Raw genomic sequence first — 15251 nt, 5'->3', positions numbered from 1 at the left:
ATCATGAGCGCCAATCTTAGCGATCGCGAAAACCACGACAGCAGCTCGCACTCCCGTGTCGAGCGCCAGATGCAGGCCATGGGCAAGCGTGCCCGTGCTGCGGCCCGGCATATGGCCGCGGCCGAGCCAGGCGCGAAAAACGCTGCCCTTTTCGCTATCGCCGAAGCCCTGATCGCGTCGCGCAGCAGCATTCTCGCGGCCAATGCCCGCGATATGCGCGAAGGCCGCGACGAGCTCGACCCGGCCCTGCTCGAGCGCCTGGAACTCAACGACAAGCGTCTGGAACAGATGGCCGAAGGCCTGCGTCAGGTCGCGGCCCTGGCCGACCCGATCGGCGGCATTACCGATCTCAACTATCGCCCGTCCGGTATTCAGGTCGGGCGCATGCGCGTACCGCTGGGCGTGATCGGCATCATCTACGAATCGCGCCCGAACGTGACCGCGGATGCCGCCGCGCTGTGCCTGAAATCGGGCAATGCCGCGATTCTGCGCGGCGGCTCGGAAGCCGCACACAGCAATCAGGCCATCGCGGCCTGTATCAGCCGCGGGCTCACCGATGCCGGCCTGCCCGCCGATGCGATCCAGGTGGTCGAAACCACCGATCGCGCGGCAGTCGGCGCATTGCTGCGCATGCCCGAATACGTGGATGTGATCGTGCCGCGCGGCGGCAAGGGGCTGATCGAATTCGTGGCCGATAACGCCCGCATGCCGGTGATCAAGCACCTGGACGGCGTATGTCATGTCTATATCGACGAGCATGCCGATATCGACAAGGCGATTGCCATCGCGGTCAATGCCAAGACCCAGCGCTATGGCACCTGCAACACCATGGAAACGCTGCTGGTGGCCGATGCCATCGCCGAACGCGTGCTCAAGCCGCTGTCGCAGGATCTGCGCCAGGCCGGCGTCGAGCTGCGCGGCTGCCAGCGCACGCGCAAGCTGCTGGGCAGCACGGTCAAGCCGGCATCGGATGCTGACTGGGCCGAGGAATATCTGGCGCCGGTGCTGGCGATTCGCATTGTCGACGACATGGACGAGGCGATCGACCATATCGAAACCTGGGGCTCGCACCATACCGATGCCATCGTCACCGAAAGCGTAACCAAGGCCCGGGCGTTCATGCGCGGCGTGGATTCGTCGTCGGTGATGGTCAACGCCTCGACCCGTTTTGCGGATGGGTTCGAGTACGGCCTAGGCGCCGAGATCGGCATCTCCACCGACAAGCTGCATGCACGCGGCCCGGTGGGCCTGGAAGGGCTGACCTCGCTCAAGTATGTCGTGTTCGGCGACGGACACGTGCGCTGATGCCCTGCGCGATCACGCCCGGAGAAGTATTTTGAGCACGGCTCCTGTCGGTGTCCTCGGCGGCACGTTCGACCCGATCCACAACGGGCATCTGCGCCTGGCCATGGAACTCGCCGGCGCACTCGAACTTGCGCATGTGCGGCTTGTGCCCTGCGCACGCCCGCCGCATCGCGACGCGCCCACGGCCTCGCCGGGCCAGCGCTCGAAATGGATTCGGGTGGCGGTCAGCAACGAGCCACGACTGCGGCTGGACGATCGCGAACTGCTGCGCAATGGCCCGTCCTATACCGTAGACACGCTGGCCTCCATGCGGGCCGACATGCCGGATACGCCGCTGTGTCTGATCATGGGCCGCGACGTCTTCGCCAAGTTGCCGCAATGGCATGAATGGGAACGCATTTTCGACAGCGCCCATATCGTGCTCATCGACCGACCAGGCATCGATTGCAAACTCGATGAGGCCGCCGCCGAGGCCCTGGCCGAGCGTGAAACCGACAGCCACGAAACCCTGCATCGTCGGCTGGGCGGGCATATCTATACCTATATGCCGCCGCCGCTGGTGATTTCGGCCAGTTATATCCGCGAGCTGCTCGCGCGGGGGGAAAGTCCGCGCTACCTCTTGCCCACCGCCGTGCTCGACGACATTATGGATGCAGGCGTCTATCAGTCCCAACCGGCCACGGCCGCGAGTCAATGAATCTACAAGACACCCCCGACACCGCCCGCAACAGCGATCCACAGATCAACGCCCTGCTGAAACTGGCTATCGAGGCCGTCGACGAACTCAAGGGCGAATCCGTCCAGGTGCTCGACGTCGCCGAGCTGACCACCATCGCCGATCACATGGTCATTTGCAGCGGCCGCTCGGCGCGCCACGTCAAACGTCTGGGTGAGACCGTGATCGCCCATGCCAAGGAAGCCGGCATCCAGCCACGCGTGGAAGGCCTGAGCCAGGCCGAATGGGTGCTCATCGACCTCAACGGCGTGGTGGTACACATCATGCAGCCGGTCACGCGTGCCTATTACCAGCTGGAAAAACTCTGGGACATGGACGCGATCGCCGGCGAAAGCTCGACCACCACCCACTAGCGCTTCGATAGCGCGGCCATGCGAATACGTCTGCTGGCCGTGGGCCGGCGCATGCCAGCCTGGGTGACGAGCGCCTACGACGATTACGCCCGGCGCCTGCCGCATGAATGCCGGCTGGAACTCACCGAAATCGCGCCCGGCAATCGCAAGGGCGGCAAGCCCGAGCGCGCGATCGCCGATGAGGACCGGCGCATCTGCGATGCACTCTCGCCCGATCTGGACGTGATCGCCCTGGCCGTCGACGGCAAGCCGTGGAACACCGACCAACTCGCCGCGCAGATGCGCGAATGGCTGGCCGACGGGCGCGACCGGGCCTTGCTGGTGGGCGGGCCGGACGGGCTCGGCCCCGACAGTCTGGCACGCGCCAACCGGCGCTGGTCGCTATCGGCGCTGACACTGCCGCACCCGCTGGTACGCGTGATTCTGGCCGAACAGCTGTTTCGCGCGCACAGCATTCTCACCGGTCATCCCTACCATCGCGGCTGACCCGGGCGCACCAGCCACTGCATACGGTGCTTGCAGATACGCCTGCTGTGCGCAGACAATCGAACGCATGGCACTGAATTCGCACAATCTGTTTCGTATCCACGCGCTTGTGCGCGGCACGCGGTGAGCGCCTCCGGGCAGACAGCGGCTGAGCTCGAATCGCCGCGTATCGAGATTCTGGTCAACGTCTCGCAGGGCGAAACCCGGGCCGCACACCTGGAAAACGGCGTGCTCCAGGAAATCTATATCCAGCGCGACGCCACCGGCAGCGTGGTGGGCAATATTTATCTCGGCCACGTCCAACGCGTGCTGGCCGGCATGCAGGCGGCATTCATCGATGTCGGCCTGCCCCGGGCGGCGTTCCTGCAGATTTCCGACATGGTTCGGCGCCCGGCTGAAACCCAGGATGTCGCCCCGCGTATCCAGAACCGCCTCAACCAGGGCGATCGGGTACTGGTACAGGTCACCAAGGATGCGATGAGCAGTAAGGGCGCACGCCTGACCACGGACCTGGCGATCCCGTCGCGCTTTCTGGTGTACATGCCCTACAACCCGCGTATCGGCGTGTCCGCGCGAATCGAAAACGAAGCCGAACGCAATCGGCTGCACAGTGCCGTGACCGGCATTCGTGAAGAACTCGGGCTGAGCGGCGGCTTTATCGTGCGTACGGTCGGCGACGGCGCGCCGCACCACGCGCTGGCCGCGGATATGCGGTTTCTGGCCACGGTCTGGAAAGATATCCTCGCGCAAAGCCGTACCGTGGCGCCGGAAACCCTGCTCTACGGCGATCTCGCCCTGCCCATTCGCATGCTGCGCGACATGCTCACACCCGAGGTGGTGGCGATCACCATCGACGACGAAGCCGCCTGGCAGGAAATGACCGGCTTCACCCAGCGCTTCGCGCCGGAATTCACCGAACGCACGCTGCATTACACCAAGCCCGTGCCGCTGTTCTCGCAATACGGTATCGAAGAAGCCATCGAACGCGCCCTGGCGCCCAAGGTGCCGCTGCGTTCGGGCGGGTTTCTGATCATCGAACAGACCGAGGCCATGGTCACGGTGGACGTGAATACCGGCGGCTATGTGGGCACGCGCAGTCTCGAACAGACGGTGCTGCGCACCAATATCGAGGCCGCCAATACGGTCGCCCGCCAGCTGCGGCTGCGCAATCTCGGCGGCATCATCGTGATCGATTTCATCGACATGGTGGATGCCGATCACAAGGCCCAGGTACTCACCGCCCTGCGCGCCGCGCTCGATGCCGACCCGGCCAAGACCAGCGTCGGCGCGATCTCACCGCTGGGGCTGGTGGAAGTCACCCGCAAGCGCACCCGTGAATCGCTGCAGCAGCTGATGTGCCATGACTGCGAAACCTGCGGCGGGCGGGGCTTCGTCAAGACCGGCGAAACCGTGTGCTTCGAATTGTTTCGCGAGATGACGCGGCTGGCGCACAGCCAGCGTGTGGACGAACTGCTGATTCTCGCAGCACCCGATACCATCGGCCTGTTGCTCGACGAACTGGCCACCGCCTTTCACGAGGTCTGCGCGGAAACCGGGCTTGCGGTGCGGTTGCAGTCGGAATCGTTATATACCCCGGAACAGTTCGATCTGGTGGTGATGTAAGCTGTGTCTGGCGACGACGCCTGCGCGGTCGCGGTACGCGCCTGCGCTGGAGCGCGCGAGTTCGAACGCCCGCGGCACGAAATCGGCGTCTCATCGCGAACCCTGAGCGCTTGGGTGTGTCGCACCCCCATCGCCTTTGTCCGATCGCTGCCCGACACGTTCATGCCCGCACCGCGCCTCGTCAACGTTTTCGCTCTACGGCATGCATCGCAGCGCTCGGCGCGCGCTGAGAGCGAACGACATGGCTAGCACCACGATCATCAAACGCGCGCTGGTCATCACCCTGGCCAGCGTGGTCATCCTGGCCGGTCTGCTGGTGGGGGGCGTGCGCTTGATCGATCATCTGGTGCCCGGCTATCGGCAGGCGCTGGCCGAACGTATCGGCCGTCGCATCGATGCCGATATCGACATCGATGCCATCGAGCTGCGCTGGCAATGGAATGGACCGTTGCTGGAGCTGGCCGACGTACGCGTAACCCGTCACGGCTTCGATAAGCCTGCGGTTACGCTCGCAAGCCTTGGCCTGCATTTTTCCTTTACCGATCTCATCGACGGCAAACGCCTGCCCGACGGGCTGGTGCTGGAACAGCCCACGGTCGCGGTACGCCGCGGCGACGACGGCCGCCCGCAACTCGAATACTGGTCGCGCCCGGACGACGAACCGCTGGACTGGGACACCATCAACGAGCGCCTGGCCCTACTGCATACCGCCACCATCAGCGATGCCGATATCACCCTGCTCGACGAAGCGCTGCCGGACGGGCGCGCGCGTATCGAGCGTCTCGATGCCCATATCGCCCATCGCGGCAACGACAGCTATGCCCTGCGCTTCAATCTCGACGGCCCGTCCTGGCTGAAGCAGGCCGACGGCAAGGCGCGTTTTTCCGGGCGCCTGCCGACGATTGATACGGCCGATTTCGAGTTCAGCGTCGACGCGCTGGATACACCGACCCTGGCCCACGGCGCGCGCCTGATCGACGACAACCTCTATGAACGCCTCTCCGGCGGCCGGTTGACCACGACCATCGACGGGCGTTGGCAACAGGGGCATCTGCTCAACGCCCGCGCCAAATTCGATCTGGACGCCGTACACGACGACAGCCGGAAAACCGATCTACTGCCGGCCCTGTCGAGCACGCTGGAGGCCACCGGCATCGACCCCCCCGAGTCGGGCCAGGCCTCAGCGCCCGACGACGACATCCGTGTGGCAATGACCTCGCTGTCCGGCGATGCGCCCGGGCTGGAGGACTTCAGCCTGACCGGTACAGTCGACCTGGACGAGCCGCGCCTGCGTATCGATGCCCGGCATGTGCCGTTTTCGATCGCCTGGCGGCTGGCCAAATTGCGCGTCGCGCGTCTGGCCGACACCACCGCCGATGCGCGCATCGATAATCTGGCGCTCACCCTCGGCGCCGATACCCCGCTGCAATTGGCCTTCGATTTCCAGGATCTGTCGATCGACGATCCGGCGATCACGCTCGGCCCGGTCGCCGGCAGTTACTACCAGCAGGCCGATAACCATCGGCTGCAGTTCAACGACGCCGGCGGCACGCTGGCCGCGCGGCGCTATCTGCGCGGCGAACTGCCGGTTGACGATCTCGACGGCGAGATCGCCTGGCAACGCCGCGACGACGGCTGGCAGATCGATGCAAACAAGCTCGAGCTGACCAGCGCCGAGGCAACGTTCCAGACCAGCGGTCGTATCCAGCTGCAACCGGGCAGCGCGCCCGTGGTCGATATCCAGGCCAGCGCCAGTGCGCCGCAGATCGCGCCCGTGCTCGCGCGTATCCCCCAGGCCAAGGATCTGCCCAACGAGAAGCTGCGCGACTGGCTGCCCAAGGCAATCACCGCCGGCACGCTGGATAGCGCGTCGCTGGCAGTGCGCGGGGCCATGGACCGATTTCCCTTCGCCAAGCCGCGCGGCGACGAGCGTTTTCATCTGGAATTGAGCGGCCATGATGTGGATGTCGCCTACAAGGACGATTGGCCGCCGCTGAAGTCTGCCCGCGGCAAACTCACCCTCGATGGCGACGATCTGCGTGTGGATGTCGCTGCCGCACGCATGTTGGATGTGGATCTGGGCCCGGCCACCGGGCGCGTGGCCAACGTGCGCGAACCGGTGCTCAAGATCGACGGCAAGGCGCGCAATGCCCGCGCCGAGAAGATGCTGGCGTTTCTGGTGCGCTCGCCACTACGCGATCGATTCGAAAAGATCGTCGATGCGCTCAAGATCACTGGGCCGGCCAATCTGGCCATCGATCTGCGTATCCCGCTCAAGCCCGAGCTGGGGGATGTCGATGTCAGCGGCGACGTGCAGGCACGCGGCGCAACGCTGCGTACCGACGTGCTGCCCGGGCCGATCACCGATATCACCGGCACGCTGCATTTTGACGATAAACGCGGGCTCGCCGCGCACGCACTCCAGGGCAAGCTGCTGGGCGTGGCGCTGAATACCGATATCGAGCCGGCGCCGGGCGAGCGCCAGCGCATTGTCAGCCGCGCCCGCCTGCAACTGCCCGAAGACGGCACGGCCCTGGCGCATTATCTGCCCGAATCCTGGCTGCGCTATGGCCACGGCGCGACCGATTTGCGTATCGCCTTCGAAGTCGCTCGCGATGGCGAGGTCTCGGCTATCGATATCGACAGCGACCTGCGCGGTCTGGCCCTGAATCTGCCTGCGCCCCTGACCAAGCCAGCCGATCGCGCCGCGCCGATGGCGATTACCGTCGCCGGCGATGCGAGCCGCGTGCATATCGACTACGACAAGCGCCTGGATACACGCGTGCGCCTGCGCGATGGCGCGGTCACGCGTATCCAGGCGCTACTCAACGACAACACGCTCGAGCCACCCGATGTCGATGGCATCTGGATTGGCGGGCGCACCGAGACCGCCGACGGCTTGGGCTGGTTCTATGTGGTAACCGAGCAGATCGAGGCCGCGGAAAAACTCGCCAGACAATCCGGCGGTCCGGCCTCGACGCTGGATTTCGTCGGCGGCGATGTGCGCGTGGGCGCGCTCGAACTCGACAATCGCTATTTCGAAAACACGCATATCCGCGCCCAACCGATGAACGCCCGCCCCGGCTGGCGGGTGGACTTCGAAGGCCCGGACACCCAGGGCCAGATCACCTGGACCCAGCCGGCCGGCGGCAACGTCAATATCGCCGGCAATCTGGCCCGGCTGGCGCTCAAGACCCGTGCACAGCAGCCCGCAGCGCCGCCTGCCGAAAGCGACCCGGTGATCTGGCAATACATCGACCCGGTCGATCTGCCGCACCTGGACGTGTTCGTGGCCAATGTTGAGATCGACGGCACCGATTTCGGCGAGGCCGAACTCAAGGCGCGTGCCCAGCCCAACGGCTGGCAGCTGGACCGCTTCCAGCTCAAGAACGGGGCCATGGCCGGCTGGGCAACCGGCCGCTGGACCCACGACAACGGTCTGACCCAGGCCAGCGCCCAGACCCGTTTCGCCGGCCGTGGCATGGCCGGGCTGCTGCGCGCACTCGGCTATGCGGCCACCGTGACGGCCGAATCTACCCAGGTACATGCGCGGCTCAATATCGCGCCCAACCCGCTGGGGCTGGACTTGCGCTCGCTCGACGGCAGCGTGGATCTGGAGCTGGATAACGGTACCTTCACCGCCGTCGAGCCCGGCGCGGCGCGGGTGCTGGGGCTGGTCAATCTCTATGTACTGCCGCGGCGCCTGCGGCTGGATTTTCGCGACGTGGTCGACGAAGGCCTGGCTTTCGATCATGTGCGTGCCCACTTCAATATCGACAAGGGCAACGCCTATAGCGACAACATGCTTATCGAAACCCCCTCGTCGCAGATCCGCATGACCGGGCGTATCGGCCTGGCCGCGCGCGACTACGACGAACGCGTGACTATCGTGCCCAAGGTCGGCAGCGGTGTGGCGGTGGCCAGTACCGTACTCGGCGGCCCACTCGTGGGCGCAGCGGTATTCGCCATGCAGGAAATATTCAAGAAACCGATCAAGAAATTCTCCAGCATCGCGTATACCCTGAAAGGCAGCTGGGACGATCCGCGTATCGAACAGCCCAGCGCCGAACAATAGCCCTACCCGACGAACCGATCGCCATGACTTCCGATTCCGATCTGCCCCGTGTCGCTGCCATCCAGATGAACTCACGCGGTGAGGTGGCGCCCAATCTCGCCCGTGCCGACGACCTGCTCGCCGACGCCGCGCGCCGCGGCGCCCAGCTGGCCGTACTGCCGGAAAACTTCGCCCTGATGGGGGCGCACGAAACCGACAAGATTGGCGTGGCCGAGCCCGACGGCGCCGGCAACGGTCATACGCCGATTCAGGATTTCCTGGCCGACGCGTCCCGCAAATACGGCCTATGGATCGTCGGCGGCACGATCCCGCTGGCCAGCGACGAAGCCGATCGCGTTTATCCCACCTGCCCGGTGTATGCCGACAACGGCGAACGCGTGGCCCGCTACGACAAGATCCACCTGTTCGATGTCGGCGTGCCCGATTCGGCCGAGGCCTATCGCGAATCTGCCACCTTCGTGGCCGGCCCACCCACGCCGCATGTGGTGGATACGCCGTTCGGCCGCCTCGGGCTGAGCGTGTGTTACGACCTGCGTTTTCCCGAGCTGTATCGCGCGCTTGCCGACGAAGGCGCGGAAATCGTGGTCGCGCCCTCGGCCTTTACGCATACCACCGGCAGTGCCCACTGGCATGTGCTCACCCGCGCGCGGGCAATCGAAAACCTGGTCACGCTGATCGCGCCCAATCAAGCCGGGCATCATGCCAACGGCCGTCGCACCTATGGCCACAGCCTGATCGTCGACCCCTGGGGCCAGATCAAGGCCGAAGCCAAGAGCGAGGCCAACGAAGTGGTCGTTGCCCCGATCGATCGGGCCCGTACCGCCAGCCTGCGTGACGGCTTTCCCTGTTTGTCGCATCGACGTCTATTCTAGAGGCTGCTAGAAATAGCGCATTGATTTACTGCGCTGTTTTCAAAGGAGCGTGCCATGGCTCGTCAGATCCAGTTCACCCAAACCGGCGGCCCTGAAGTTCTCGAACTCGTCGATGTCGAGCCCCGCGCGCCGGGCCGCGGCGAGATTCGTATCGCCAATCGCGCGGTGGGCCTGAACTTCATCGATATCTATGTGCGTAGCGGCCTGTACCCGGCCCATCCACCCAGCGGGCTCGGCACCGAAGGCGCCGGCGTGGTCGACGCGGTGGGCGAAGGCGTCGAGGATTTCGCCGAAGGCGATCGGGTGGCCTATGCCCAGGCGCCGCTCGGCGCGTACGCCGATTTCGTGGTCATGGACGCAGACAAGGCCATCGCCCTGCCCGAGGCCATCGATTTCGAAACCGCGGCCGCCGGCATGCTCAAGGGCCTGACCGTGCAATATCTGCTGCGCCAGACCTATGCCATCGGCGAAGACGACACCATTCTCTTTCATGCCGCCGCTGGCGGCGTGGGCTCGATCGCCTGCCAGTGGGCGCATGCACTGGGCGCGCACGTAATCGGTACCGTCTCCAACGAAGACAAGGCCGGTATCGCCAAGCGCAACGGCGCCTGGATGACCATCGATTACACCCGCGAATCGGTGCCCGAGCGCGTACGCGAACTCACCGACGGCGTCATGGTGCCCGTAGTCTATGATTCGGTCGGCCGCGACACCTGGAAGGACTCGCTGGCCTGCCTGTCCAAGCGCGGGCTGATGGTGAGCTTCGGCAATGCCTCCGGGCCGGTCGAGGGCGTCAACCTGGCCGAACTCAACAAGGGCGGTTCGCTGTTCGTCACCCGGCCCAGCCTGAATGGCTATGCCGATACGCGCGAACGCTTCGAGATGATGTGCGACGACCTGTTCGCCGTGCTCGAATCGGGTGACGTGAAGATCAAGATCGGCCAGCGCTTTGCCCTGGAAGACGCGGCAGATGCCCACCGGGCGCTGGCCAATCGCGAAACCACCGGTTCGACCATTCTCACGCTCTGAGCCCGCGGGCCCGCTGCCCAATGGGCGGCCCGGCGGTGTTAATGTGTCGGCATGAAAAACGCTATCGATATCGCTTCCGACACCCTGCTCGGCCGGGCCGGCATCGACGCCGGCCAGCTGCAATCCGCGCTCGGCGCGCTGATGGTGCCCGGCGTGGACTATGCCGATCTGTATTTCCAGATTCTCAAGAACGAATCGTGGCTGCTCGAGGACGGCGTGGTCCGTAGCGCCGGTGCCTCCACGTCTCAGGGCGTGGGCGTACGCGCGCTGGCCGGCGAACAGACCGGTTTCGCCTATGCCGACGAACTGGCCTTCCCGGCGTTGGCCGAGGCATCGAAGGTCGCCGCTGCCATCGCCCGCGACGGCAAGAGCGCGAGCGTCAATACGCTCACCCGTCGCGATAGCGGCGCGCTAAGCCGCTATGCGCCGATCGACCCGTCCGCTACGCTCGACGCCGACGCCAAGGTCGCGCTGCTGCATCACGCCGACAAGATCGCCCGCGACGCGGATGATCGCGTGGTGCGGGTAACGGTATCGCTGGCCGGCTCCTCGGATACGATGCTGGTCGCTGCCTCCGACGGCACGCTGGCCGGCGACGTCCGCCCGCTGGTACGGGTGAACGTGTCGGTCCAGGTCGAGGAAAACGGCGTGCGCGAATCCGCCAGTGCCGGCGGCGGCGCCCGCATGGGCTACGACTATTTCGGCGTAGCCAGCGGCGATGCCGCCGATCGCGTGGCCGGCTATGCCCGCGAGGCCGTGCGCCGCGCGCTCGTGCGTCTGCATGCCGAAGCCGCGCCGGCGGGCAGCCTGCCCGTGGTGCTCGGCGCCGGCTGGCCGGGCGTGTTGCTACACGAAGCCGTCGGCCACGGCCTGGAAGGCGATTTCAATCGCCGCGGGTCGTCGAATTATTCCAACCGGATCGGCGAGAAAGTCGCCTCCGATCTGTGCACCATCGTCGACGACGGCACGCTCGACGGGCGCCGCGGCTCGCTGGCCATCGACGACGAAGGCAGCCCCGCGGCGTGTAACACGCTCATCGAAAACGGGCGTCTCGTGGGTTACATGCAGGACAAGCACAACGCACGGCTGATGGGCATGAAGCCCACCGGAAACGCGCGCCGCGAGTCCTATGCGCATACGATCATGCCGCGCATGACCAATACCTATATGCGCGCCGGCGACAGCCAGCCGGGCGATATCATCGCCTCGGTCGACAACGGCCTCTATGCGGTGAACTTCTCGGGCGGCTCGGTGGATATCACCTCGGGCAATTTCGTGTTTTCGGCCGACGAGGCCTATCGCATCGAGAACGGGAAGATCGGCGCGCCGATCAAGGGCGCCACGCTGATCGGCAACGGGCCCGACGTGCTCGAGCGCATTTCCATGGTCGGCAACGATCTGGCCCTGGATGAAGGCATCGGCGTATGCGGCAAGAACGGCCAGAGCGTACCGGTGGGCGTGGGCCAGCCCACGCTCAAGGTCGACGCGATTACCGTGGGCGGCACCCAGCAGGGATGAGCGCCACGCCGAATCGCGTCTGAGCATGGCGCGTCGAGCACGCCAGCGGCGCCCGAGCGCTGCCCCTGCGAGCACCACCGTACGCATCATCGGCGGGCAGTGGCGTGGCCGGCGTCTGCCGGTCGCGGTGGCCGACGGGCTGCGTCCGACGCCGGATCGCGTGCGCGAAACGCTGTTCAACTGGCTGGCCCCGCGGATCGAGGGCGCCCGCTGTGTCGATCTGTTCGCCGGCACCGGCGCGCTGGGTCTGGAAGCGTTATCCCGCGGCGCGGCGCATGTGCAGTTCGTCGATCGCGATCGTCAGGCCATCACGGCGTTGCGCACGACACTGGAAACCCTCGCGGCCGGCGAGCGCGCCACACTGGTTCAGGCCGATGCATTGACGCTCACGCTTACCGCGCCGGCGCCGGATATCGTATTCATCGACCCGCCTTTTGCCGCGCAGCTGCACGCAGGCGCGCTGGCAGCCGTGATCGCGCAGCTGCGCCCCAACGCGCGTATCTATCTCGAATACCCGGCCGCCCAAGGCGACGAAATCCTGGCCATGCTGGCCGATCGGGCGCATGTGCTGCGGCAAAAGCGTGCCGGCCAGGTGGGTTATTGCCTTGCACAGCCGCGCGCCGCCAGCGAAGATGATGGCGCATCTTCGATCTCGTAATACATGCTCGCGCAGCGTGCAGCCGCACGCGCGCGAAAAACGCCTGAGGAGACTTCACGTGCGGTCAGCAGAACAGCACTGGGCCAACGACAACACCTGCGTGTGTGTCGCATGAGTAATGCCCCCCGTATTCGTGCCGCCTATACCGGCACATTCGACCCCATCACCAACGGCCATGCTGATGTGATCCGCCGTGCTGCGGGCATGTTCAACGAGTTGATCGTGGCCGTGGCCAGCAACGCCAGCAAGAAATCGATCTTCGATCATCAGGAACGTGTCGAGCTGGCCAAGCAGGTCTTGGCCGATGTCGACAACGTCACCGTCATGCCGGTGAGCGGGCTGGTGGTCGATTTCGCCCGCAAGCATGGCGTGAGCGTGCTCGTACGCGGCGTACGCGGCGTGGGCGATTACGAATACGAAAAACAGATGGCGGTAATGAACCGCCACCTCGCCCCGCAGGTGGATACGATCTTTCTGGCGCCCTCGCCCGAATATGCCCATATCTCGTCCACGCTGGTGCGCGAGATCGCGTTTCTCGATGGGCGCATCAGCGGCCTGGTCCCCAGTCTCGTCGCCGACAAGCTCCACGAAAAGACCGCTGGCTGAACCACAGGCTAGAGTCTGACGATCACAGGCGGTATCGTGATGATCCGCCTTTCGTTTTTTCGGTAATGTCCATGCCTGTTCGGCTTCGCCTGATCGCCTGCGTGGCGCTTGTTTCATGCCTGCCATTTTCAGCCGCATTGGCGGGCAACGACACACCGCCCGCGCCGGCGGTAGCCAGCGCGCATCCCGCCGCGACCGCGGCCGGCATGCAGATACTCGAAGCCGGCGGCAACGCCTTCGATGCAGCAGTCGCCGTCAGCGCGGCGCTGGCCGTGGTCGAACCGCAGGGTTCGGGCCTGGGCGGGGGCGGCTTCTGGCTGCTGCACGACGCCCAGAACAAGCGCGACGTCATGATCGACGGCCGCGAAGAAGCGCCGGGTGCTGCGACCCGCGACATGTATCTCGATGACGAAGGTAACTTCGTACAGGAACGCTCGCGCAACGGCGCGCTCGCGGCCGGCATTCCGGGCGAACCGGCGGCGCTGGCGCATATCGCCGCGCGCTACGGCAAGCTCGATCTGGCCACCACCCTCGCGCCCGCGATTCGCTTGGCCCGCAACGGCTTCGAAATCAACGATCACATGCACGCGCTGGCGCAATACCGCAAGGACGTGCTCGCGCGTTATCCGGCCAGTGCCGCCCTGCTGCTCGATGACGACGGCGAACCGCTGCCGGCCGGCACACTGTTCAAACAACCGGAACTGGCCCGTACGCTGGAAGCCATCGCTGCCCAGGGCCGCGACGGCTTCTACAAGGGCGATATCGCCCGCCAGCTGGTCGAGGCCGTGCGTAGCGCCGGCGGTATCTGGACCCGCCAGGACCTGGCCGACTACGACGTCGTCGAGCGCGAGCCGATTCGTGGCACCTATCGCACGCCCGACGGCGAATATCAGATCATCTCGGCCGCACCGCCGTCCTCTGGCGGGCCGGTGCTGGTGGAAGCACTCAACATCCTCGAAGGGTTCGATTGGGGCGCGCTCGACGACGTCGAACGCCGGCATGTGACCATCGAGGCCATGCGCCGTGCCTATCGCGATCGCGCGGTCTATCTGGGCGACCCCGACTTCGTCGATATGCCTATCGACCGGCTGACCGACAAAAACTACGCGGCCGGACTGCGCGTGGGCATGCGCATGGATCGCGCCACACCCAGCGACGAACTCGCCAGCGTCACGGCCGACCATGCCAATGGCCATCACACTACGCATTTTTCCGTCATCGATGCCCAGGGCAATCGCGTGGCGGCCACGTTGTCGGTGAATTTCCCGTTCGGCTCGGGCCTGGTCGCGGCCGGTACCGGCGTATTCCTCAACGACGAAATGGACGACTTCTCGGCCAAACCGCTCACGCCCAATGGCTATGGCTTGGTCGGCAGCGAAGCCAACGCCATTGCCCCCGGCAAGCGCCCGTTATCGAGCATGACGCCTACCTTCGTCGTCGGCGACGATCGCGAGATCGCGCTCGGCACGCCGGGCGGCAGTCGCATCATCAGCATGGTCCTGCTCGGCGTGCTCGACTTCACCCACGGCGGCGATGCGGCCAGCGTGGTCGGCAAGCCTCGCTATCACCACCAGTATCTGCCCGACCACGTCGAATACGAACCCGGTGCGCTGTCGGCACAAACGCTGGCCGGGCTGAAAAAACTCGGCCACAAGTTCGAGAACGTGGATCGCCACTACGGCGATATGCACGCCGTGATCTGGAACAAGGCAGAAAACACGATGGATGCGGCCTCCGATCCGCGTGGGATTGGCTGTGCCACGATCGGCGATAGCGCCCCGGTTTGCGAACACGAATCCCGGGATGCCGTCACCGCATCGGACTAAGCCGCGTAGGTGGCTTACGCCGCAGGCCGTAAGCCAACGGGTGATTGCCACCGTTGCTGGTTCAAATCTCCGGGCCGAAATGGACAACAAGGGCTGCGTTGTTTGTTGGATTACGCTTCGCTAATCCAACCTTGTATGTTGATAGCCAGCGCCTGATACGCGAC

The 15251-nt window shown here is 65.3% G+C and carries 12 protein-coding genes; all 12 read left to right on the top strand.

Translation table 11 applies throughout. The annotated features are described in order from the left end of the window. The first annotated feature begins 3 nt into the window (after positions 1 to 3). Positions 4 to 1305, top strand: a complete 1302-nt coding sequence (locus tag S4A8_RS11935) for a glutamate-5-semialdehyde dehydrogenase (RefSeq protein ID WP_353220309.1) — start codon at positions 4 to 6, stop codon at positions 1303 to 1305. A gap of 31 nt (positions 1306 to 1336) precedes the next feature. Continuing rightward, complete coding sequence (nadD, locus tag S4A8_RS11930) at positions 1337 to 2002, top strand: nicotinate-nucleotide adenylyltransferase (RefSeq protein WP_353176294.1); 666 nt, start codon at positions 1337 to 1339, stop codon at positions 2000 to 2002. Next, positions 1999 to 2394: a ribosome silencing factor gene (rsfS, locus tag S4A8_RS11925; protein ID WP_353176292.1), complete on the top strand. Its 396-nt coding sequence runs from the start codon at positions 1999 to 2001 to the stop codon at positions 2392 to 2394. Before nadD ends, rsfS begins: the two co-directional genes overlap by 4 nt. 18 nt (positions 2395 to 2412) lie before the next feature. Beyond that, positions 2413 to 2880, top strand: a complete 468-nt coding sequence (gene rlmH / locus S4A8_RS11920) for a 23S rRNA (pseudouridine(1915)-N(3))-methyltransferase RlmH (RefSeq protein ID WP_353176290.1) — start codon at positions 2413 to 2415, stop codon at positions 2878 to 2880. Positions 2881 to 3003: 123 nt separating this feature from the next. After that, positions 3004 to 4503 carry an Rne/Rng family ribonuclease gene (locus S4A8_RS11915; RefSeq protein WP_353220308.1) on the top strand — a complete coding sequence of 500 codons (1500 nt, stop codon included), beginning with the start codon at positions 3004 to 3006 and terminating at the stop codon, positions 4501 to 4503. Between the two features lie 241 nt (positions 4504 to 4744). Continuing rightward, entirely contained in the window at positions 4745 to 8578 is a 3834-nt protein-coding gene (locus tag S4A8_RS11910; protein WP_353220307.1) for a YhdP family protein, read from the top strand. A 23-nt stretch (positions 8579 to 8601) separates the two neighbouring features. After that, positions 8602 to 9450, top strand: coding sequence for a carbon-nitrogen hydrolase family protein (locus S4A8_RS11905; protein WP_502950735.1), 849 nt, complete (start codon positions 8602 to 8604; stop codon positions 9448 to 9450). Between the two features lie 54 nt (positions 9451 to 9504). Next, entirely contained in the window at positions 9505 to 10479 is a 975-nt protein-coding gene (locus S4A8_RS11900) for a quinone oxidoreductase family protein (protein ID WP_353220306.1), read from the top strand. A gap of 51 nt (positions 10480 to 10530) precedes the next feature. Further along, entirely contained in the window at positions 10531 to 11997 is a 1467-nt protein-coding gene (gene tldD / locus S4A8_RS11895; RefSeq protein ID WP_353220305.1) for a metalloprotease TldD, read from the top strand. 25 nt (positions 11998 to 12022) lie between these two features. Then, entirely contained in the window at positions 12023 to 12655 is a 633-nt protein-coding gene (gene rsmD, locus S4A8_RS11890; RefSeq protein WP_353220304.1) for a 16S rRNA (guanine(966)-N(2))-methyltransferase RsmD, read from the top strand. A 111-nt stretch (positions 12656 to 12766) separates the two neighbouring features. After that, entirely contained in the window at positions 12767 to 13261 is a 495-nt protein-coding gene (gene coaD / locus S4A8_RS11885) for a pantetheine-phosphate adenylyltransferase (RefSeq protein ID WP_353176280.1), read from the top strand. Between the two features lie 65 nt (positions 13262 to 13326). Then, positions 13327 to 15087 (top strand): gamma-glutamyltransferase, encoded by a 1761-nt coding sequence (gene ggt, locus S4A8_RS11880; protein ID WP_353220303.1) that lies wholly within the window; start codon positions 13327 to 13329, stop codon positions 15085 to 15087. The last annotated feature ends 164 nt before the right edge of the window (positions 15088 to 15251 follow it).

This window comes from Salinisphaera sp. S4-8 (assembly GCF_040361235.1).
Taxonomy (GTDB): Bacteria; Pseudomonadota; Gammaproteobacteria; order Nevskiales; family Salinisphaeraceae; genus Salinisphaera.
Note: the sequence above shows the minus strand (reverse complement) of the source record. Positions and strands in the feature narration are given on the sequence as shown.

Bases quoted from the DNA above. Each gene is read 5' to 3' on its own strand.
- rlmH (WP_353176290.1), top strand. From the start codon at position 2,413: ATGCGAATACGTCTGCTGGCCGTGGGCCGGCGCATGCCAGCCTGGGTG.
- rsfS (WP_353176292.1), top strand. From the start codon at position 1,999: ATGAATCTACAAGACACCCCCGACACCGCCCGCAACAGCGATCCACAG.
- ggt (WP_353220303.1), top strand. From the start codon at position 13,327: ATGTCCATGCCTGTTCGGCTTCGCCTGATCGCCTGCGTGGCGCTTGTT.
- rsmD (WP_353220304.1), top strand. From the start codon at position 12,023: ATGGCGCGTCGAGCACGCCAGCGGCGCCCGAGCGCTGCCCCTGCGAGC.
- S4A8_RS11935 (WP_353220309.1), top strand. From the start codon at position 4: ATGAGCGCCAATCTTAGCGATCGCGAAAACCACGACAGCAGCTCGCAC.
- S4A8_RS11900 (WP_353220306.1), top strand. From the start codon at position 9,505: ATGGCTCGTCAGATCCAGTTCACCCAAACCGGCGGCCCTGAAGTTCTC.
- S4A8_RS11905 (WP_502950735.1), top strand. From the start codon at position 8,602: ATGACTTCCGATTCCGATCTGCCCCGTGTCGCTGCCATCCAGATGAAC.
- coaD (WP_353176280.1), top strand. From the start codon at position 12,767: ATGAGTAATGCCCCCCGTATTCGTGCCGCCTATACCGGCACATTCGAC.
- tldD (WP_353220305.1), top strand. From the start codon at position 10,531: ATGAAAAACGCTATCGATATCGCTTCCGACACCCTGCTCGGCCGGGCC.
- S4A8_RS11910 (WP_353220307.1), top strand. From the start codon at position 4,745: ATGGCTAGCACCACGATCATCAAACGCGCGCTGGTCATCACCCTGGCC.